Below are 16,900 nucleotides of genomic sequence, written 5' to 3'. Positions count from 1 at the left end.
GTGCGGGGAGCCTGGGCGGCTCCGGGGGCCCCTCCGCCCGTGGACGGGCGGGAAGGGAGGTGAGGTGGGTGGACCCCCGGCGGGGGCTCCGGAAGGTCCTGACGGGACGGACGTCAGGCGGGGGCACCGCCTGCTGTCCGATCGTCAGATGGCCATGCCGTACACAATGGTGAACAGAGTGCCAAGTGATCCAATGATGAACACGCCGGTCAGCCCGGCGATGATCAGCCCCTTGCCCTGCTCGGCGCCGAAGCTGTCACGCATGGCGGTGGCGCCGATCCGCTGCTTGGCCGCGCCCCAGACGGCGAGGCCGAGGCAGGCCAGGATGGCCACGGCCATGACGACCTCGACCATCACCCGGGCCTCCGACCCGAGGCTCGCGAACGGGCCCCAGTCCGGGGCGATCCCGCCGATGATGGTGTCGATATTCGGCTTCTTAGGAGGGTCTTCGGCCAGGTGGCCGATCGCGATACTGTCCACGCTGCTCAGGTTCATTTCCATCTCACCGCCCGATCAGGCAAATTCAAGGGCCCAGACCCCGTCCGCGCGAAGGGTCGGTACCTATTCTTGGCCAGATCTGACGTCGACTTGGCTGCTTCTCGCGGATTGGTCGTGAGGCATCGGACACGTGCGCGAGGATGTCCACCGTACGAAGGATAGCGCTCACTCTTTGTATCTCTGATGATTGCGGTGAGCAACGCCTTCCGGGACACTTCGACTGACGATTCGTCGGGATGGTGCTGATGGTACTCCGCAAGGCCGGGATGGCCGCCGCAGCAGCGGGAGTTGTCGCATTCGGCTTCGTCGGTCTGGTGACCGTCGGGACGTATGCGGCAAGTGGGACACCGCAACCGTCCGCCAATCGCGCCAACCTCTCGGCGGGAACCGTGCCGGCCGCCTACCAGGGGCTGATCCAGCAGTGGGGAACGCTCTGCCCGGAGATCTCCCCGCCGATGCTCGCGGCACAGCTGTACCAGGAAAGCGGTTTCGACCCGGGCGCCCGATCGCCCGCGAAGGCGTACGGAATGGCGCAGTTCCTGGAGAGCACCTGGGCGATCTACGGCACCGACGCGAACGGCGACGGCAAGAAGGACATCTGGGACCCCGCGGACGCGATCGCCTCGGCGGCGACGTACGACTGCGCGCTCGCCCGTGACGTGGCGAAGGTGCCGGGCGACCGGCAGGACAACATGCTCGCCGCCTACAACGCGGGCCCGTACGCGGTGGAGAAGTACGACGGCGTGCCGCCGTACCGGGAGACCCAGGGGTACGTGCGGAGCATCAAGGCGCTGGCCCGCAGCTTCACCGCGCCCACCGCGCCGGTGGAGGTGGTCCAGCAGTCGGCCGGCGCGATCTACTTCGCCCAGGGCAAGCTCGGCACGCCGTACCTGTGGGGCGGCGAGGGCCTGCCGTCGCAGAACGGGCGGTTCGACTGCTCCGGGCTCACCTGGGCCGCGTTCGCCAGTGTGGGCATCACGCTCCCCCGGGTCGCCAACGACCAGTGGTACGCCGGGCCGCACCCCTCGCGCGACCAACTGCGCCCGGGTGACCTGGTCTTCTGGGCGACGGATCTGAACGACCCGCGCAGCATCCACCACGTCGGCATCTACGTGGGCGGCGGGTACATGATCAACGCGCCGCACACCGGCGCGGTGATCCGCTACGACAAGATCGACACCAGGGAGTACATCGGCGCCACCCGGATCACCTCGGACGGCGCCGAGGCCCTGCCCGTGCGCAACGCGGACGGCACCATCACCGGCAAGGGCGGTCCGGGCGCGGCCACCCAGGATCCGGCCACACCTCCGAGCGGCACCGGCAGCCCACTGGCCAACCCGTCGGCCGGCCAGGCCGCCGCGGCCGCACCCGCGGGGCCGGCCGGCCCCGACCCCGCAGGTCCCGGTCCGACAGGTCCGGGTCAACCCGCCGTGAAAAGCTGAACCCCCGGGCCGCACGGTGTGAGCGCACTGTGGACGCTGAGTCAATTTTCGATAACAGCGCGTTTCCGTGGAACGCCGCGCCCCGGTTATGACGTTGTGTCCGATGGTCCACCGTCAGCCCCCTGGGCCGGGCGGACCTCGGCCGGAACGAACAGGTGCAGCGGACCAGAAGGAGGTGCGGCGTGTCGACGCCGCTTGCCGACACGACCAACCCCGACCTCGGTCTGCTCTACGCCGTCAACGGCCTGGCCAAACGCTCTCCGGAGTGGCTGGACCACCTGGTCTCGTGGATCGGCGAGTACGGCATCCTGCTCGGCCTGGCCCTGCTGGGCCTGGTCGGCTGGCTGCAGGCCAGACGCCGTCCGGACGCCCCGGTGGCGGTCGCCGGGCTGCTCTGGGCACCGCTCTCGGTCGCCATCGCCGAGCTGGCCAACCTGCCGATCGCCGCCATCGTGAACCGCCCGCGCCCCTTCGTCGATCACACCGGCCTGGACGTGCTGGTGGACGGCAAGGCGGGCACGCACTCCTTCGTCAGCGACCACTCGACGATGTCGATGGGCATCGCGGTGGCGCTGTTCCTGGTGAACCGGCGACTGGGCTGGATCGCCGGCGGCCTCGCCCTGCTGCAGGGCTTCTGCCGGATGTTCATGGGCGTCCACTACCCCACCGACGTGATCGGCGGGTTCGCGCTCGCCACCGCGGTCGTCCTGCTGCTGGCGCCGATCGCGATGGCCGTGCTGGTCCCGCTCTGCCACGCGCTGAGCCGGACCGTCGTCGCCCCGCTGATCAGGGCGCCCCGGAGCGGCCCGCGTCCGCGCGGCCGGCGGCGCGGCGGCGAGCGCGGCACCCTCCGGGCCGACGAGCAGCCGCCGGAGTCCGATCTGGCGGCCTAGCGGCCGCTACGGGGACTCCCCGCCGTGCTCGGTGAGGTGGTCGGCGGCCTCCCGCCGGCTGAGGTCGCGGGACCGGCGGGCCGGGGAGAACCAGCCACAGGCGCAGGTCGCGAAGGAGAAGGAACCGCGCTCGTCGATCTCGACGCGGTGCTCGGGCATCCGGGTGGTGCCGGGGGCCGCCGGCAGCTCACTGTGCACGTGGTTCACGGTAACGCCCGGGGGCCCCGGCGCGCGATGCCTCCGGCGCGCCGGGTTTCGCGTAACCCGGCGCGCCTCAACTCGTTTGCCCGGAAAGAGCTCTGCCCACCTGGTGGTGGTCGGCGGGGCAGTCGGGCCCAAGGGGGTTGTCGCGAGGATGAAGATGACCGACCAGCAGCGCAGCGGCCGGCAGCGGCGCCGTCCGCTGCCGCACCTGCGCGCGGCGGCCGGGGCCGCCGTGCTCGCCGCCGCCCTGACCGGGCTGGCCGGCTGCTCGGACGGCCCCGGCGGCTCGTCCGACCAGCGGTCGAGCACCCCCGACCAGCTTTCCGGCGACCCGGTGACGGCCGTCCGCAGCGCCGCCGACATCACCGGCCGGACGGGCTCCGCGCACACCGCCACCGAGCTGGTGACGGAGTCGGCCGAGAAGAAGGCCGTCTTCACCGGCACCGGCGGCTACGACTACGTGAAGCGGATCGGCCGGCTGGAGGTGGCGGTGCCGCCGGGCGCGGCGACCACCGGGAAGATCGTCGAGGTGGTCCTGCCCGGCACCGTCTATCTGCAGAACAGCGGGGCCAAGGTGCCCGAGGGCAAGTGGGTCAAGCTGGACGTGCGCCAGCTGCCCGACGGCAACCTCGTCAGCAGCGGTGCCACCGACCCGGCCTCCGCCGCGGGCGCGCTGCGCGGGGCGCAGAAGGCGGACCTGGTCGGTACCGAGACGGTCGGCGGGGTGGCGCTCAAGCACTACCGCGGCGTTCTCGACCTGTCGAAGGCGGCCGACGCGACCGGTGGCCGGGGCGGGGACGGCCTGCGGATGGCGGCCCAGACCTTCACCGTCCGGGACGTCCCGTACGACGCCTGGCTGGACGACCAGGGCCGGCTGCACAAGGTGGTCGAGGTGTTCACCTTCGCCGGGGTCGCGGGTTCCAAGGAGGCGAAGGACCAGGTGAAGGTGACCTCGACGACCTCCCTGACGGACTTCGGCAAGCCGGTGGAGGCGGCCGAGCCGCCCACCGCGGACATCTTCGCGACGAAGCCCACGGAGAGCCCGAAGTAGCGGCCGGGGGCGAGGAGGGCTCGGGGAGGGGCGCCGCCGGACCGGGTGGGTGTCCGGCGCCTGGCGCCCACCCGTTTCGGCGGCGCCGAGATGGCCCGTCCGTGCCATGTGGACGGGCTCCGAAGTGCCTAGGCTGGATGTCGGGTGGCTGCCGCCCGGGCTGGCGAGGCGCTGAAGGGGTGGTGCAGGTGGTGTCGTCCACGGGCGGCCGCAGCGGCGGCCACGACGACGCGGCCCTCGACGAGATCGAGCTGGCCGGCGAGCTGATGATCGCCGCGACGGCCAGCGCCGGCGAGCGGCTGCCGACCGAGCGGATCGACGAGGTGCTGCTCGACCGGCCCGACGGCGGTTCGGCCGCCGGGCCCCCGGCCGAGCGGGACGACTAGAGACGGCTGAAAACGGCCAGGGCCGACCGCAACGGGACGGCCGGAGCGACCGGCGCTCGGCCCGGTGTCAGCTGCGCAGCAGCCGGGCGATCGCGGCGGTGGCCTCCGCCACCTTGGCGTCCAGCTCCGCCCCGCCCTCCTCGGCGGCCGCGGCGACGCAGTGCCGCAGGTGCTCCTCCAGCAGCGAGAGCGCGAAGGACTGCAGCGCCTTGGTGCCGGCCGAGACCTGGGTGAGCACGTCGATGCAGTAGACGTCCTCGTCGACCATGCGCTGCAGACCGCGGATCTGGCCCTCGATCCGGCGCAGCCGCTTGAGGTGGGCGTCCTTCTGCGCGCTGTACCCGTGCGGCCCGTGGTGACCGGCCGCCGCGGGGGCCGCGGCCTCGGCGGTGTGGTCGGCCGGCGGCTCGCTCCCGTGCGCGTGGTCCGGCTCGGTTCGCGCTTGCGTCGTGGTCATCGGCCCGCCTTCTCCTGAGTGCCTGGGTGGCTGCGTCGGCCTCCAGTGTCCAACACCCGGGCCGGTCACGGTGTTCCTCCGGCGGGCCCGACGGGCCCGGAGCGGCAGGCCGGACGGTTCCCCCGTACGGGCGGCGCCCCGGTTCTTCCGCGCGCACGACGGGGGCAATCCGGGCGAGGTTCCGTCAGACTGGGGGCTCACGTCCGCACATGGCTGTGCGGGCCGGTTCCACTGGTGCGGCAGCCAAACGGAAGGGGAGGTTCCGCCTCCCCCACCACCACCCCGTTTGCGCAATTGCGCCTGGTTGCACCTAGCATCGTTCAGTCCCTACCCCGCACATCGGAGATTTCCGTGCGTTTTAGCCTGACCCCGAAGGAGACGAGCTTCTACGACATGTTCGCCGCCGCAGCGGAGAACCTCGTCGTCGGATCAAAGCTTCTGCTGGAACTGCTGGGAGCAGACGTGTCGGCTCGTGCGGAGATCGTCGAGCGCATGCGCGCCGCCGAACACGCCGGGGACGACACCACCCATGCGGTCTTCCACCAGCTGAACTCGTCCTTCATCACGCCCTTCGACCGCGAGGACATCTACAGCCTCGCCTCGTCGCTGGACGACATCATGGACTTCATGGAGGAGGCCGTCGACCTGGTCGTGCTGTACGACATCCAGACCCTCCCCAAGGGCATCGAGCAGCAGATCGAGGTCCTGGCCCGCGCCGCCGAGCTCACCGCCGAGGCGATGCCGAACCTGCGCAGCATGTCCAACCTGACCGAGTACTGGATCGAGGTCAACCGGCTCGAGAACCAGGCCGACCAGATCCACCGCAAGCTGCTCGCCCACCTCTTCTCCGGTCAGTACGACGCCATCGAGGTGCTCAAGCTGAAGCAGGTCGTGGACGTCCTTGAGGAGGCGGCGGACGCGTTCGAGCACGTCGCCAACACGGTGGAGACCATCGCCGTCAAGGAGTCCTGACCCTCGTGGACACGGCAGCACTCATCGCCGTCATCGGCGTTGCGTTCTTCTTCACCTACACCAACGGCTTCCACGACTCGGCGAACGCCATCGCCACGTCGGTCTCCACCCGGGCGCTGACCCCGCGGGCCGCGCTCGCGATGGCCGCCGTGATGAACCTGGCCGGCGCCTTCCTCGGCAGCGGCGTGGCGCACACCGTCTCGCAGGGCATCATCGCGACCCCGGTCGGCAACCAGGGGATGGCGATCCTGTTCGCCGCCCTGGTCGGCGCGATCGCCTGGAACCTCGTCACCTGGTACTTCGGTCTCCCCTCCTCCTCCTCGCACGCGCTGTTCGGCGGCATGGTGGGCGCGGCGATGGCCGGCGGGACCGAGGTGATCTGGAACGGCGTCCTGGAGAAGATCGTCATCCCGATGATCGTCTCCCCGATCGTCGGCCTGATCGGCGGCTTCCTGGTGATGCTGGCGATCCTCTGGATCTTCCGGCGGGCCAACCCGCACAAGGCCAAGCGCAACTTCCGGGTCGCCCAGACCGCGTCGGCCGCCGCCATGGCCCTCGCGCACGGCCTCCAGGACGCCCAGAAGACCATGGGCATCGTGGTGATGGCCCTCACCATCTCGGGCCACCACGACTCCGACGGCATCCCGGTCTGGGTCAAGATCTCCTGCGCCACCATGCTCTCGCTGGGCACCTACGCGGGTGGCTGGCGGATCATGCGGACCCTCGGCCGCAAGATCATCGAGCTGGACCCGCCGCAGGGCTTCGCGGCCGAGGCCACCGCCGCGACCGTCATGTACGTCACCTCGTTCGTCTTCAAGGCGCCGATCTCCACCACGCACGTGATCACCTCGGCGATCATGGGCGCGGGGGCCACCAAGCGGATCCGCGCGGTGCGCTGGGGCGTGGCGAAGAACATCGTGCTCGGCTGGTTCATCACGATGCCGGCGGCCGCCGTCGTCGCGGCGCTGATGTACTGGTTCGTCCACCTGTTCTGGGGCTGACGCCCCGCAGAACCGACAGGGCCCGCCCCCACATCTCGGGGGCGGGCCCTGTCCCGTACTTCGCGGCGGCACCGCCATGCAGCACCGCGAAGCAGTCGCTGCTCCTAGCCGAAGCGGCCGGAGATGTAGTCCTCGGTCGCCTGGGCCGACGGGTTGGAGAAGATCCGCTGGGTGTCGTCCAGCTCGACCAGCTTGCCCGGCTGGCCGACGCCGGCCAGGTTGAAGAAGGCGGTGCGGTCGCTGACGCGGGCCGCCTGCTGCATGTTGTGGGTCACGATGACGATGGTGAACTCCGACTTCAGCTCGCCGATCAGGTCCTCGATGGCGAGGGTGGAGATCGGGTCGAGCGCGGAGCAGGGCTCGTCCATCAGCAGGACCTGCGGCTCGACCGCGATGGCGCGGGCGATGCAGAGGCGCTGCTGCTGGCCGCCGGAGAGGCCGGCGCCCGGCTTGTTCAGCCGGTCCTTGACCTCGTTCCACAGGTTGGCGCCCTTGAGGGACTTCTCCACCACGCCGTCCAGGGTGGACTTCTTGCGCACACCCGCGAGCTTCAGCCCGGCGACCACGTTGTCGTAGATCGACATGGTCGGGAACGGGTTCGGGCGCTGGAAGACCATCCCGACCGAACGGCGGACGGCTACCGGGTCGACGCTGGCGCCGTACAGGTTCTCGTCGTCCAGGAGCACCTTGCCCTCGACGCGGGCGCCGGGGATCACCTCGTGCATCCGGTTGAGGGTGCGCAGGAAGGTCGACTTGCCGCAGCCGGAGGGGCCGATGAAGGCCGTCACCGAGCGGGGCTCGATGCTCATCGAGATGTCCTCGATGGCCTTGGTGGTGCCGTAGTAGGCGGACAGTCCGCTGACGTCGATGCGCTTGGCCATGATCGTTGCTTCTCTCGTCTGTCTTCGTACGTCAGTCGGTCGCTCAGTGTCCGCCCTTGGGCGAGCGCCAGCGTGCGATGCCCCGGGCGATGAGGTTGAGCCCCATCACGAAGGCGATCAGCACCAGCGCGGCGCCCCAGGCGCGGGCGTAGCCGAAGTCGTTGTTGACCATCGAGTACTGCTGCCAGATGTACATCGGCAGGGACTGCTGCGGTCCGTCGAACGGGTTGCTGTTGATGTAGTCGGCGCCGAAGACCAGCATCATCACCGGGGCGGTCTCGCCCGTGATGCGGGCGACCGAGAGCATCACGCCGGTGGTGATGCCGCCGATCGCGGTGGGGAGGACGATCCGCAGGATGGTCTTCCACTTCGGCACGCCGAGCGCGTACGAGGCCTCGCGCAGCTCGTTCGGGACGAGCTTGAGCATCTCCTCGGTGGAGCGGACCACGACCGGCATCATCAGGATCGCCAGCGCGAGGCTGCCCGAGAAGCCCGAGTAGTTGAAGCCGAGGGCGAGGTTCCAGAGCGAGAGGATGAACAGACCGGCGACGATCGACGGGATGCCCGTCATGACGTCGACGAAGAAGGTGACCACCTTGGCGAGCCTGCCGCGGCCGTACTCGACCAGGTAGACGGCGGTCAGCAGACCCACCGGGGCGGCCATCGCGGTGGCCAGGCCGACCTGCTCCAGCGTGCCGATCAGCGCGTGGTAGATACCACCGCCGGCGCCGGCGGAGCGGACGCCCTTCATCGAGTGGCTCAGGAAGTTGCCGTTCACCACGCCGACGCCCTGCTGGACCGTGTAGACGGTCAGGGCGACGAGCGGGACGACAGCCAGGATGAAGGCGACCCAGATCACCGAGGTGGCGAACCGGTCCTTGGCCTGGCGGCGGCCCTCGATCCGGGCCGAGAGCCCGTAGCTGATCAGCAGGAACAGCGTGGCCGAGATCAGGCCCCACTGCAGGTGGCTGGCCAGGCCGCCGAGCGCGCCGATCGCGCAGCCGAGCGCGATGGAGCCGCCGGCGACGGCGGCCGGGGTCCACTTGGGCAGCCGGTTGGCGGTCAGCGGCCGGCTGACCGGCCGGGTGTCCGCCGGGACGGACGTGGTCGCGGCACTCATGCGTTGGCCCCCGAGTACTCCTTGCGGCGGGCGACGATCAGCCGCGCGGCACCGTTCACCAGCAGGGTGATGACGAACAGGACAAGGCCGGAGGCCATCAGCGCGTCGCGGCCGGTATCGCCGGCCTCGTTGAACTTCAGCGCGATGTTCTGGGCGAAGGTGCCGCCGCCCGGGTCGAGCAGGTGCAGCGACAGCACGCTGTTGGACGAGAGCACGATCGCCACCGCGATGGTCTCGCCGAGCGCGCGGCCGAGGCCGAGCATCGAGGCCGAGATGATGCCGGGGCGGCCGAACGGCAGCACCGCGGTGCGGATCATCTCCCAGCGGGTCGCGCCGAGCGCGAGCGCCGCCTCCTCGTGCATCCGCGGCACCTGCCGGAAGACCTCGCGGCTGACCGCAGTGATGATCGGAAGAATCATGATGGCCAGCAGGATGCCGACGGTGAACAGGTTGCGCGGGGTGGTGCCGGCCCTGGACTGGTCGAAGATGTACGTCCAGCCGAGGTAGTCGTTCAGCCAGCTGGTCAGCCCGTCCAGGTGCGGCACCAGGAACAGCGTGCCCCAGAGGCCGTACACGATGCTGGGGACGGCGGCGAGCAGGTCCACCAGGTAGGCGAACGGCTGGGCGATCCGGCGCGGCGCGTAGTGCGAGATGAACAGCGCGATCCCGATGGCCACCGGAACGGCGATCGCCATGGCGATGACCGCGCTGACGATGGTGCCGAACGCGAGGACGGCGATGCCGAAGACGGGCTTCGGGGCGTCCGGCGTCCACTCGAAGGTGGTGAGGAAGTTGCCCTCGTTCTTGCTCAGGGCGATGCCCGAGCGCCAGGCCAGGAAGCCCGCGATGGCGGCCATGATGACCAGCAGCAGGATGCCCGACCCACGAGCGGCGTTCATGAAGATCTTGTCGCCGACCCGGCTGTCACGCTTGCGGCGTTCCCTGCCTCGCGGGGCGGCAGGGGAGGATGAAGTCATTGGTCTACTCCGGTCTGGTGGTGCTGCCCCGAGGGGGCGGCACCCTGGCGGCGGTGCCCCGGACGTGCTTCTTCGTCAGTGCTTCCCGGTGGGCGGCCCCGGCCCCCCTCGTTCACGGGGCCGCCCCACCGGGAGGTCCTACTGGATCAGGCCAGCGTCGGGATGACGGCGTTGACCTTGTCCGTCAGCTCCTTGGGGAGCGGCACGTAGCCCGTGTCGCCGATGGCCTTCTGGCCCGCGTCGCTGGCGGCGTAGGTCAGGAAGGCCTTGACGGTGTCGAGGGTGTCGGCCTTGTTGCCCTTGTCGCAGACGATCTCGTAGGTGACCAGGACCAGCGGGTACGAGCCCTCGTCCTTGGTCGCGTAGTCGAGGGTCAGCGCCAGGTCGCTGCCGGTTCCGGCGACCTTCGCCTTGGCGAAGGTGTTGGCGGCGTTGGCGGCGGTGGCCTCGACCGGCTTGGAGGCGCCGGTGGCGATGGAGGCGCTCTTCAGGTTGTTGGTCTGCGCGTAGGAGAGCTCGGCGTAGCTGATCGAGTTCTTGACCTGCTTCACCTGCGCCGAGACACCGGCGGACTCCTTGGCCGACTGGCCGCCCTTGCCCGCCCAGGCCTTGGCGGGCGGGTACGACCAGGCGCCACCGGAGGTCTTGGCGAAGTACTTGGTCAGGTTCTCCGTGGTGCCGGAGTCGTCCGCGCGGTGGAAGGCCTGGATGTCGGCGTCCGGCAGCTTGGCGCCCGGGTTCAGGGCGACGATCGCCGGGTCGTTCCACTTGGTGATCTGCGAGTCGAAGATCTTGGCGGCGGTCGGGCCGTCCAGGACCAGGTTGTCGACGCCATCGATGTTGTAGACGAGCGAGATCAGGCCACCGACCAGCGGCAGGTCGATGCCCTGGCCACCAGTGCAGACCGCCTTGGTGGCGTCGACCTCGGCCGGCTTCAGGGCCGAGTCCGAACCGGCGAACTGGACCTTGCCCTGGGTGAACTGCTGGACACCCGTGCCCGAGCCGCCGCCGCCGTAGTTGATGGTGGTGCCGGAGCAGGCGGCGCCGAAGTTGGTCTTCCAGACGTCCATCGCGTTGCCCTGGGCGGTGGAGCCCGAGGCGAGCAGCGCACCCGGCTTGCCACAGTTGATCGCCGCAGCCGACGAGGCGCCGCTGGAGCCACCGGACGCCTTGGTGTCGTTGTTGTTGTCCGAGCCGCAGGCGGCGAGCGACAGCGAGCTGACGAGCGCCATGGCACCGATGGCGAGGGCCTTGGAGCGGCCGTTCCGCTGGAGCTTCACTGGGGTGTCCCTTTCTGTGGCATTGCCCGTCGCGCGGGCCGTCCGAGGACGGGGGAGCGCGGGTTTTGCTGTGGTCCGGGGCCCGTTCGGCCCTCCGGTAAACCCGAAGTTAGGCCGGGTAGGTGACACGACAGCCGGTCAGAAGTGAACGGGGAGTGAACCTCGAACGGATGACAGGAAACTACGTCAGGTAGTAACGGTTGCGTCACGGCAAGGGCGCGGAGAGATCACTTCCACCGTTCCTTCACCGCGCCCGGGTCGGCCGCCCGCACCGGCTTCTCCGTCAGGATCTCCAACAGCGCGTCGACCAGCAACCGGTCGCGCTCGTGGGTCAGCCGGGTACGTGCCTTGCCCGCCGGCAGCCACTCCAGCCGGTCCACCTCGCGGTTCGGGCGGAACGCCCCGGCGGACGGTACCGCCGCCCAGTACCGGACCTCCTTGGGCCGGCCCTGCGCCAGATAGTGCTGGGCCGGCAGCTCCGGCCCCAGCAGGCAGTCGAACCCGGTCTCCTCCCGCACCTCGCGCAGCGCCGCCTCGACCACCCCCTCACCGGGGTCGAGCTTCCCCTTCGGCAGGCTCCAGTCGTCGTACTTGGGCCGGTGGATCACCGCGATCCGCGGCCGCCCGAGCCGGCCGCTCTTCTTCGGCCGGCCCGGCAGCCACAGCACCGCGCCCGCCGCCAGGACGACCCTCCCCCGCGCGGCACCGGACCCGTTCGCGCCCGGGCCGCGCCCGGCGGGGGCGCTCGTACGGGTTCCGCCCGTGCCGGGGCCGTCGGCCTGCTCGGTGCTCAGGCGGTTGCGCAATTCAGGCCGTCCGTGGTGCGGGGGTCTGCCCCCAGCCCTCGGCAGGGGGGATCTCCAGCCAGCCGTCCGGGCCGGGTGGGAGCTCGGGCCACCGGCGGCCGAAGGCGTACCGCGCCGCCTCCACCTCCAGTCGCTGATCAGCATGCACCACGCCGAGCACATAGGCGGTCGCCGGGGTGATCCGCGGTGTCCGCGCCGCGGTGGCCGCGGTGACCGCCGCGTCCGCCGCCTCCTGGTGCCGGCCGAGCACCTCGTCCAGCTCGTCCAGCTCGACGGACGGCCGACCGCACACCTCCAGCGCGTACCGGGCCCGTTTCACCAGGATCCGCACCCGGAGCCACGGCGCGTCGTCCGCCGCCAGCGCCGCGTCCGCGTCGACCGCGCCCCTGACCGCCGGCGCTTCCGGTCCTGCGCCGGGGAGCGCGGGCTGCACCGTGCCGAGCCGGCGCAGTCCGTCCCCGCCGTACGGCCTCGCGGCCCGCCGCAGCGGCAGCTGCTGGGCGCCGACCGTCAGCGCCGTGAACGCGGCCGCGGCCTGCGGCAGCAGCACCGTCCCCGCCCGGCCGCCCGCCGACTCCAGCAGCGGGGCCTCGCCGACCAGCAGCGTCATCCGGTCCGCCAGCGCGTGCAGCCGGGCCGACCGCAGCTCCTGCAGCACCGTCGAGTGCGCCCTGGTCCGGGCCAGGGTCAGCTGGCGGTCCAGCAGCGCCCGGGCCTTCGGCGCCCCGGCGTGTCCGGCGAGCATCCCGGGCCCGTCCGGCTCCGTCCCGTTCAGTGAGTCCAGCGCGCCCAGCAGCCGGGCCGAGCGGCGGACGTACCCCGGTTCCAGCGCCAGCAGATTGAGCAGCCAGCGCAGCTCGGTGCGCGACTCGTGCGCCCAGGCCTGCTCGAAGCTCCCGCCGAAGGTGTGCAGCAGCCCCCCGATCCGCCGCACCGCCCGCAGCAGGTCGGCCGTACCGGCGGACGGGACGGCGACCGCCCCCGGTCTGGCGCCGACCTCGCCCACCGCGAGCGGCAGCGCGCGCAGGAACGCGCCGGCCTGGGCGGTGAGATGGCTGGAGAGGATGTCCCCGGCGGTCGCGGTGGAGGCCGCCTGGGCCGTCATCGGCGCATCGGTCATGACTAGGTAGATCCCCGTTCCCCCGGGGCCGTCCCCCGGGGCTGGTGGCCGACCGCTGCGGCGGGTCCCGACCGCTCAGCGGCTCGCGTCAGTGGGTCGTCGCGTCAGTGGGTCATCGCGTCGTCGGGTCGTGGGCGGGGACCCGCGGTCAGCGGGCGGCAGCGGCCCGGCGGCGCTGGCGGGAGTCGATCAGCAGGTCCTGGACGTGCCGCAGCGGCTTCCCGTCGGCGGCCTGGGAGCGTCTGGTCCAGGTGCCGTCCGGCCCGAGGTGCCAGGACTCCGTCTCGTCCGACACCCCGAGGTCGATCAGCCCGGACAGCTCGGCCCGGTGCGCCGGATCGGTGATCCGCAGCAGGGCCTCGATCCGGCGGTCCAGATTGCGGTGCATCATGTCGGCGCTGCCGATCCACACCTCCGGATCGCCGCTGTTGCCGAACACGAAGATCCGCGAGTGCTCCAGGAAGCGGCCCAGGATGCTGCGCACCCGGATGTTCTCGCTCAGCCCCGGCACCCCCGGGCGGATCGCGCAGATCCCGCGCACCCAGACGTCCACCGGCACTCCGGCCTGCGAGGCCCGGTACAGCGCGTCGATCACGGCCTCGTCGACGATCGAGTTGACCTTGAGCTTCACGTACGCCGGGCGGCCGTCCCGGTGGTGGGCGATCTCGTTGTGGATCCGCGCGACCAGCCCGTCGCGCAGGCCGCGCGGCGCCGTCAGCAGCCGCCGGTACGACTCGCGGCGCGAGTAGCCGGAGAGCCGGTTGAAGAGGTCCGAGAGGTCCGCGCCGACCTGCGGGTCCGAGGTCAGCAGCCCGATGTCCTCGTACAGCCGGGCCGTCTTCGGGTGGTAGTTGCCGGTGCCCACGTGCGAGTAGCGGCGCAGGGTGTCGCCCTCCTGGCGGACCACCAGCGACAGCTTGCAGTGCGTCTTCAGCCCGACCAGGCCGTAGACGACGTGGCAGCCGGCCTCCTCCAGCTTGCGGGCCCACTTGATGTTGGCCTGCTCGTCGAAGCGCGCCTTGATCTCGACCAGCACGAGGACCTGCTTGCCGGACTCCGCCGCGTCGATCAGCGCGTCCACGATCGGCGAGTCACCGGAGGTCCGGTACAGCGTCTGCTTGATCGCCAGGACGTCCGGGTCGCCGGCCGCCTGCTCCAGGAACGCCTGCACCGAGGTGGAGAAGCTGTCGTACGGGTGGTGCAGCAGCACGTCCCGCTCGCGCATCGCGGCGAAGATGTCCGGCTGGGAGGCCGACTCCACGTCGGTCAGGCCACGGGCGGTGCCCGCCACGAACTTCGGGTACTTCAGCTCGGGCCGGTCCAGGTCGGCGATGCCGAACAGGCCGGTCAGGTCGAGCGGGCCGGGCAGCGGGAAGACCTCGGCCTCGGTGATGTTCAGCTCCCGCACCAGCAGGTCCAGGATGTAGGGGTCGATCGACTCCTCGACCTCCAGCCGCACCGGCGGGCCGAAGCGCCGCCGCATCAGCTCCTTCTCCAGGGCCTTGAGGATGTTCTCGGTGTCGTCCTCCTCGACCTCGAGGTCCTCGTTGCGGGTCACCCGGAAGGCGTGGTGCGCGAGCACCTCCATGCCGGGGAAGAGCTCCTCCAGGTGCGCCCCCATGACGTCCTCCAGCGGGACGTACCGCTGCGGGGAGGCCTCCAGGAAGCGGGCGAGGGACTGCGGCACCTTCACCCGGGCGAAGTGCTTGTGCCCGGAGACCGGGTTGCGCACGACGACCGCGAGGTTGAGCGAGAGCCCCGATATGTACGGGAAGGGGTGCGCCGGGTCCACCGCCAGCGGGGTGAGCACGGGGAAGATCTTCTGCCGGAAGAGGGTGTGCAGGCGGGCCTGCTCCTTCTCCGCCAGCTCGGCCCAGCGGACCAGCTCGATGCCCTCGGCGGCGAGGTCCGGCAGGACCTCCTGCTGGAAGGCGGCGGCGTGCCGCGCCATCAGCTCACGGGAGCGGGTCCAGATCAGGTCCAGCACCTCGCGCGGCTGAAGGCCGGACGCGCTGCGCTGGGCGACGCCGGTGGCGATCCGGCGCTTCAGGCCGGCCACCCGGACCATGAAGAACTCGTCCAGGTTGCTCGCGAATATCGCGAGGAACTTGGCCCGCTCCAGCAGCGGGATCTCCGGGTCCTCGGCCAGCTCCAGGACGCGCTCGTTGAAGGCCAGCCAACTGCGCTCGCGGTCCAGGAAGCGGCCCTGCGGCAGTTCGTCGAAGTCCTGCTCGTCCGCGGCCGGCAGCTCCGGCGGTATCGCGAGCGCGCTGGACATCCGGGCCGGCGGGGGCAGCGGTGCAGAGACAGGGCGGGGGATGCTCATGGGCTCCAGCTCCTCCAGCAGGACGGCGTCCGGACGCGAGTTGCTCTGCGGGCCGTCGTCCTCGCCCAGCGCCAACGCCCACCCGCCCGGCGCGGTCCGTACAGGACCGGCCAGCGGATGTCGGCCGACGCTGCACGAGCGAGACACCACGGACTTCATCCTGTGATCTTCGCGGCAGCAATTGAATCCACGGTAAACACCGCATGGCCAGGAGGAAAGCTGAATCGGTCGGGGCCGGTCCGACGGTGCCGAACCGTTGCCCCGGGCCCATCCCTCCGCTATGCCGTCCTGTCCTCGCGGTACTGGGCGCGGTACATCAGGTCCACCTCGTGAACGGTGAACCCCAGTCGTTCATATACCCGCACAGCGACCGGATTGTCCGCGTCGACGTACAGCAGTACGGTTTCCAGCCCCCGCTCGGCCGGGCCGCCGCCGGTCAGATGACGCAGACCGGCCGCGGTCAGCGCCCGGCCGAGACCACTGCCCTGCTCCGCCGGGTCCACCCCGACCACGTACACCTCGCCGAGGGCCGGCTCGGTGGCGGTCGCCGGGTGCACCTTGGTCCAGTGGAAACCCACCGCCCTGCCGTCCCGGGTGGCGAGGAAGAAGCCCGCCGGGTCGAACCACGGCTCGGCCAGCCGGTCGGCGAGGTCCTGCCCGGTCCAGGCGCCCTGCTCCGGGTGGTGGGCGAAGGCCAGCGCGTTCAGCCGCAGCCACTCGGCGTCGTCCTCGCCGGGCCGGAACGTACGGAGCTCGATGCCGTCCGGGAGCGGCACGGCCTCGGTCTGCGGACCGGTCCGGCGCATCTGCCGCAGCTCGCGGACCAGCTCGGCACCGTAGCGCTCGGCGAGGTGGCGGGCCGCCGGATGGCCGCCGTGCACCCAGAAGTCGACGAAGTCACGGCCGGCGCCATGGGCCTCGGCGAGCACGGCGTCCACCAGGTGACGGCCGAAGCCGTTCCCCCGGGCAGCCGGAGCCACCACCAGCTCGGCCGACGGATTGGCGTCCGAGCCCTGCCCCTGCGGAACCTCCAGCTGCCCGTATCCGACGACGGCCTGGCCGCCGGCGTCCGGACCGCTCGCGTGCTGGACGAGGTGGACCACCCCCGGCCGAGCCGTCTCCGAGGAGCGCAACCGCAGCCGCCCCTGCTCGGACACCGCCGCCCGGCCGTCCGCCGACTGCGCATCCGCCAGGACGCCGAGCGCGCCGTCGCGCCGGTCCGGTCGCAGCACCTCGTACGCGACGACCACACCCTCGCCGGCCGCCGACGTTCCGCTTTCGCTGTAGAGCCGTTCCTGCCGAGCGTCCTGATCGTCCATGGCTCTGACCATACGTCAAGGGGTAAACGCAGAGAACCCCCACCCGGAATCGGGTGGGGGTTCTCTGGAATGATTGTTCGGCGGCGTCCTACTCTCCCACAGGGTCCCCCCTGCAGTACCATCGGCGCTGTGAGGCTTAGCTTCCGGGTTCGGAATGTAACCGGGCG

At 71.1% G+C, this 16,900-nt stretch carries 16 protein-coding genes, 1 rRNA gene and 1 pseudogene; 6 read left to right on the top strand and 12 right to left on the bottom strand.

All coding sequences use genetic code 11. The features are described from left to right. Positions 1-144 precede the first annotated feature (144 nt). Positions 145-495 carry a hypothetical protein gene (locus ACIP82_RS14930; RefSeq protein ID WP_363612876.1) on the bottom strand — a complete coding sequence of 117 codons (351 nt, stop codon included), beginning with the start codon at positions 493-495 and terminating at the stop codon, positions 145-147. A gap of 269 nt (positions 496-764) precedes the next feature. On the opposite strand from ACIP82_RS14930, the pseudogene ACIP82_RS14925 reads away from it, so the two are divergent. Beyond that, a pseudogene (locus ACIP82_RS14925) lies at positions 765-1,739 on the top strand (NlpC/P60 family protein); the annotation flags it as partial. A gap of 383 nt (positions 1,740-2,122) precedes the next feature. Then, on the top strand, positions 2,123-2,833 hold the full coding sequence (locus ACIP82_RS14920) for a phosphatase PAP2 family protein (RefSeq protein ID WP_400653668.1): 711 nt from the start codon (positions 2,123-2,125) through the stop codon (positions 2,831-2,833). Between the two features lie 6 nt (positions 2,834-2,839). Here ACIP82_RS14920 and ACIP82_RS14915 read toward each other — a convergent pair whose 3' ends face one another. After that, positions 2,840-3,031: a hypothetical protein gene (locus ACIP82_RS14915; RefSeq protein WP_363612942.1), complete on the bottom strand. Its 192-nt coding sequence runs from the start codon at positions 3,029-3,031 to the stop codon at positions 2,840-2,842. A 163-nt stretch (positions 3,032-3,194) separates the two neighbouring features. On the opposite strand from ACIP82_RS14915, the gene ACIP82_RS14910 reads away from it, so the two are divergent. Together ACIP82_RS14910 and ACIP82_RS14905 are read left to right on the top strand one after the other, a co-directional pair. After that, positions 3,195-4,088, top strand: coding sequence for a hypothetical protein (locus ACIP82_RS14910; RefSeq protein WP_363612872.1), 894 nt, complete (start codon positions 3,195-3,197; stop codon positions 4,086-4,088). Between the two features lie 188 nt (positions 4,089-4,276). Further along, complete coding sequence (locus ACIP82_RS14905; protein WP_363612870.1) at positions 4,277-4,474, top strand: hypothetical protein; 198 nt, start codon at positions 4,277-4,279, stop codon at positions 4,472-4,474. A 67-nt stretch (positions 4,475-4,541) separates the two neighbouring features. Here the strand turns inward: ACIP82_RS14905 and ACIP82_RS14900 are convergent, their stop codons facing one another. Then, on the bottom strand, positions 4,542-4,931 hold the full coding sequence (locus ACIP82_RS14900) for a metal-sensitive transcriptional regulator (RefSeq protein ID WP_363612868.1): 390 nt from the start codon (positions 4,929-4,931) through the stop codon (positions 4,542-4,544). Between the two features lie 351 nt (positions 4,932-5,282). On the opposite strand from ACIP82_RS14900, the gene ACIP82_RS14895 reads away from it, so the two are divergent. Further along, on the top strand, positions 5,283-5,903 hold the full coding sequence (locus ACIP82_RS14895) for a DUF47 family protein (protein WP_363612866.1): 621 nt from the start codon (positions 5,283-5,285) through the stop codon (positions 5,901-5,903). 5 nt (positions 5,904-5,908) lie between these two features. After that, entirely contained in the window at positions 5,909-6,904 is a 996-nt protein-coding gene (locus ACIP82_RS14890; protein WP_363612864.1) for an inorganic phosphate transporter, read from the top strand. Between the two features lie 104 nt (positions 6,905-7,008). Here the strand turns inward: ACIP82_RS14890 and pstB are convergent, their stop codons facing one another. From pstB to rrf, 9 genes are all read right to left on the bottom strand, one after another. Then, complete coding sequence (gene pstB, locus ACIP82_RS14885; RefSeq protein ID WP_363612862.1) at positions 7,009-7,785, bottom strand: phosphate ABC transporter ATP-binding protein PstB; 777 nt, start codon at positions 7,783-7,785, stop codon at positions 7,009-7,011. A 43-nt stretch (positions 7,786-7,828) separates the two neighbouring features. Next, on the bottom strand, positions 7,829-8,905 hold the full coding sequence (gene pstA / locus ACIP82_RS14880) for a phosphate ABC transporter permease PstA (RefSeq protein WP_363612860.1): 1,077 nt from the start codon (positions 8,903-8,905) through the stop codon (positions 7,829-7,831). Beyond that, positions 8,902-9,882 (bottom strand): phosphate ABC transporter permease subunit PstC, encoded by a 981-nt coding sequence (gene pstC, locus ACIP82_RS14875; protein ID WP_363612858.1) that lies wholly within the window; start codon positions 9,880-9,882, stop codon positions 8,902-8,904. The genes pstA and pstC overlap by 4 nt, the downstream gene beginning before the upstream one ends. Before the next feature lie 146 nt (positions 9,883-10,028). Then, positions 10,029-11,162 (bottom strand): phosphate ABC transporter substrate-binding protein PstS, encoded by a 1,134-nt coding sequence (pstS, locus tag ACIP82_RS14870; RefSeq protein ID WP_363612856.1) that lies wholly within the window; start codon positions 11,160-11,162, stop codon positions 10,029-10,031. 227 nt (positions 11,163-11,389) lie between these two features. After that, positions 11,390-11,968, bottom strand: a complete 579-nt coding sequence (locus tag ACIP82_RS14865) for an NUDIX hydrolase (RefSeq protein WP_400653667.1) — start codon at positions 11,966-11,968, stop codon at positions 11,390-11,392. 1 nt (position 11,969) lies between these two features. Further along, complete coding sequence (locus ACIP82_RS14860; RefSeq protein WP_400653666.1) at positions 11,970-13,088, bottom strand: CHAD domain-containing protein; 1,119 nt, start codon at positions 13,086-13,088, stop codon at positions 11,970-11,972. A 148-nt stretch (positions 13,089-13,236) separates the two neighbouring features. Further along, entirely contained in the window at positions 13,237-15,414 is a 2,178-nt protein-coding gene (locus ACIP82_RS14855; protein ID WP_400653764.1) for an RNA degradosome polyphosphate kinase, read from the bottom strand. A 278-nt stretch (positions 15,415-15,692) separates the two neighbouring features. After that, complete coding sequence (gene mshD / locus ACIP82_RS14850; RefSeq protein WP_400653665.1) at positions 15,693-16,733, bottom strand: mycothiol synthase; 1,041 nt, start codon at positions 16,731-16,733, stop codon at positions 15,693-15,695. A 75-nt stretch (positions 16,734-16,808) separates the two neighbouring features. Further along, positions 16,809-16,900: ribosomal RNA gene (gene rrf, locus ACIP82_RS14845) — 5S ribosomal RNA — on the bottom strand; the annotation flags it as partial.

The sequence above is a fragment of the Kitasatospora sp. NPDC088548 genome, from assembly GCF_044753005.1.
Classification (GTDB): Bacteria; Actinomycetota; Actinomycetes; order Streptomycetales; family Streptomycetaceae; genus Kitasatospora.
The sequence above is the reverse complement of the archived record's forward strand: the minus strand, read 5'-3'. Positions and strand labels throughout refer to the sequence as shown.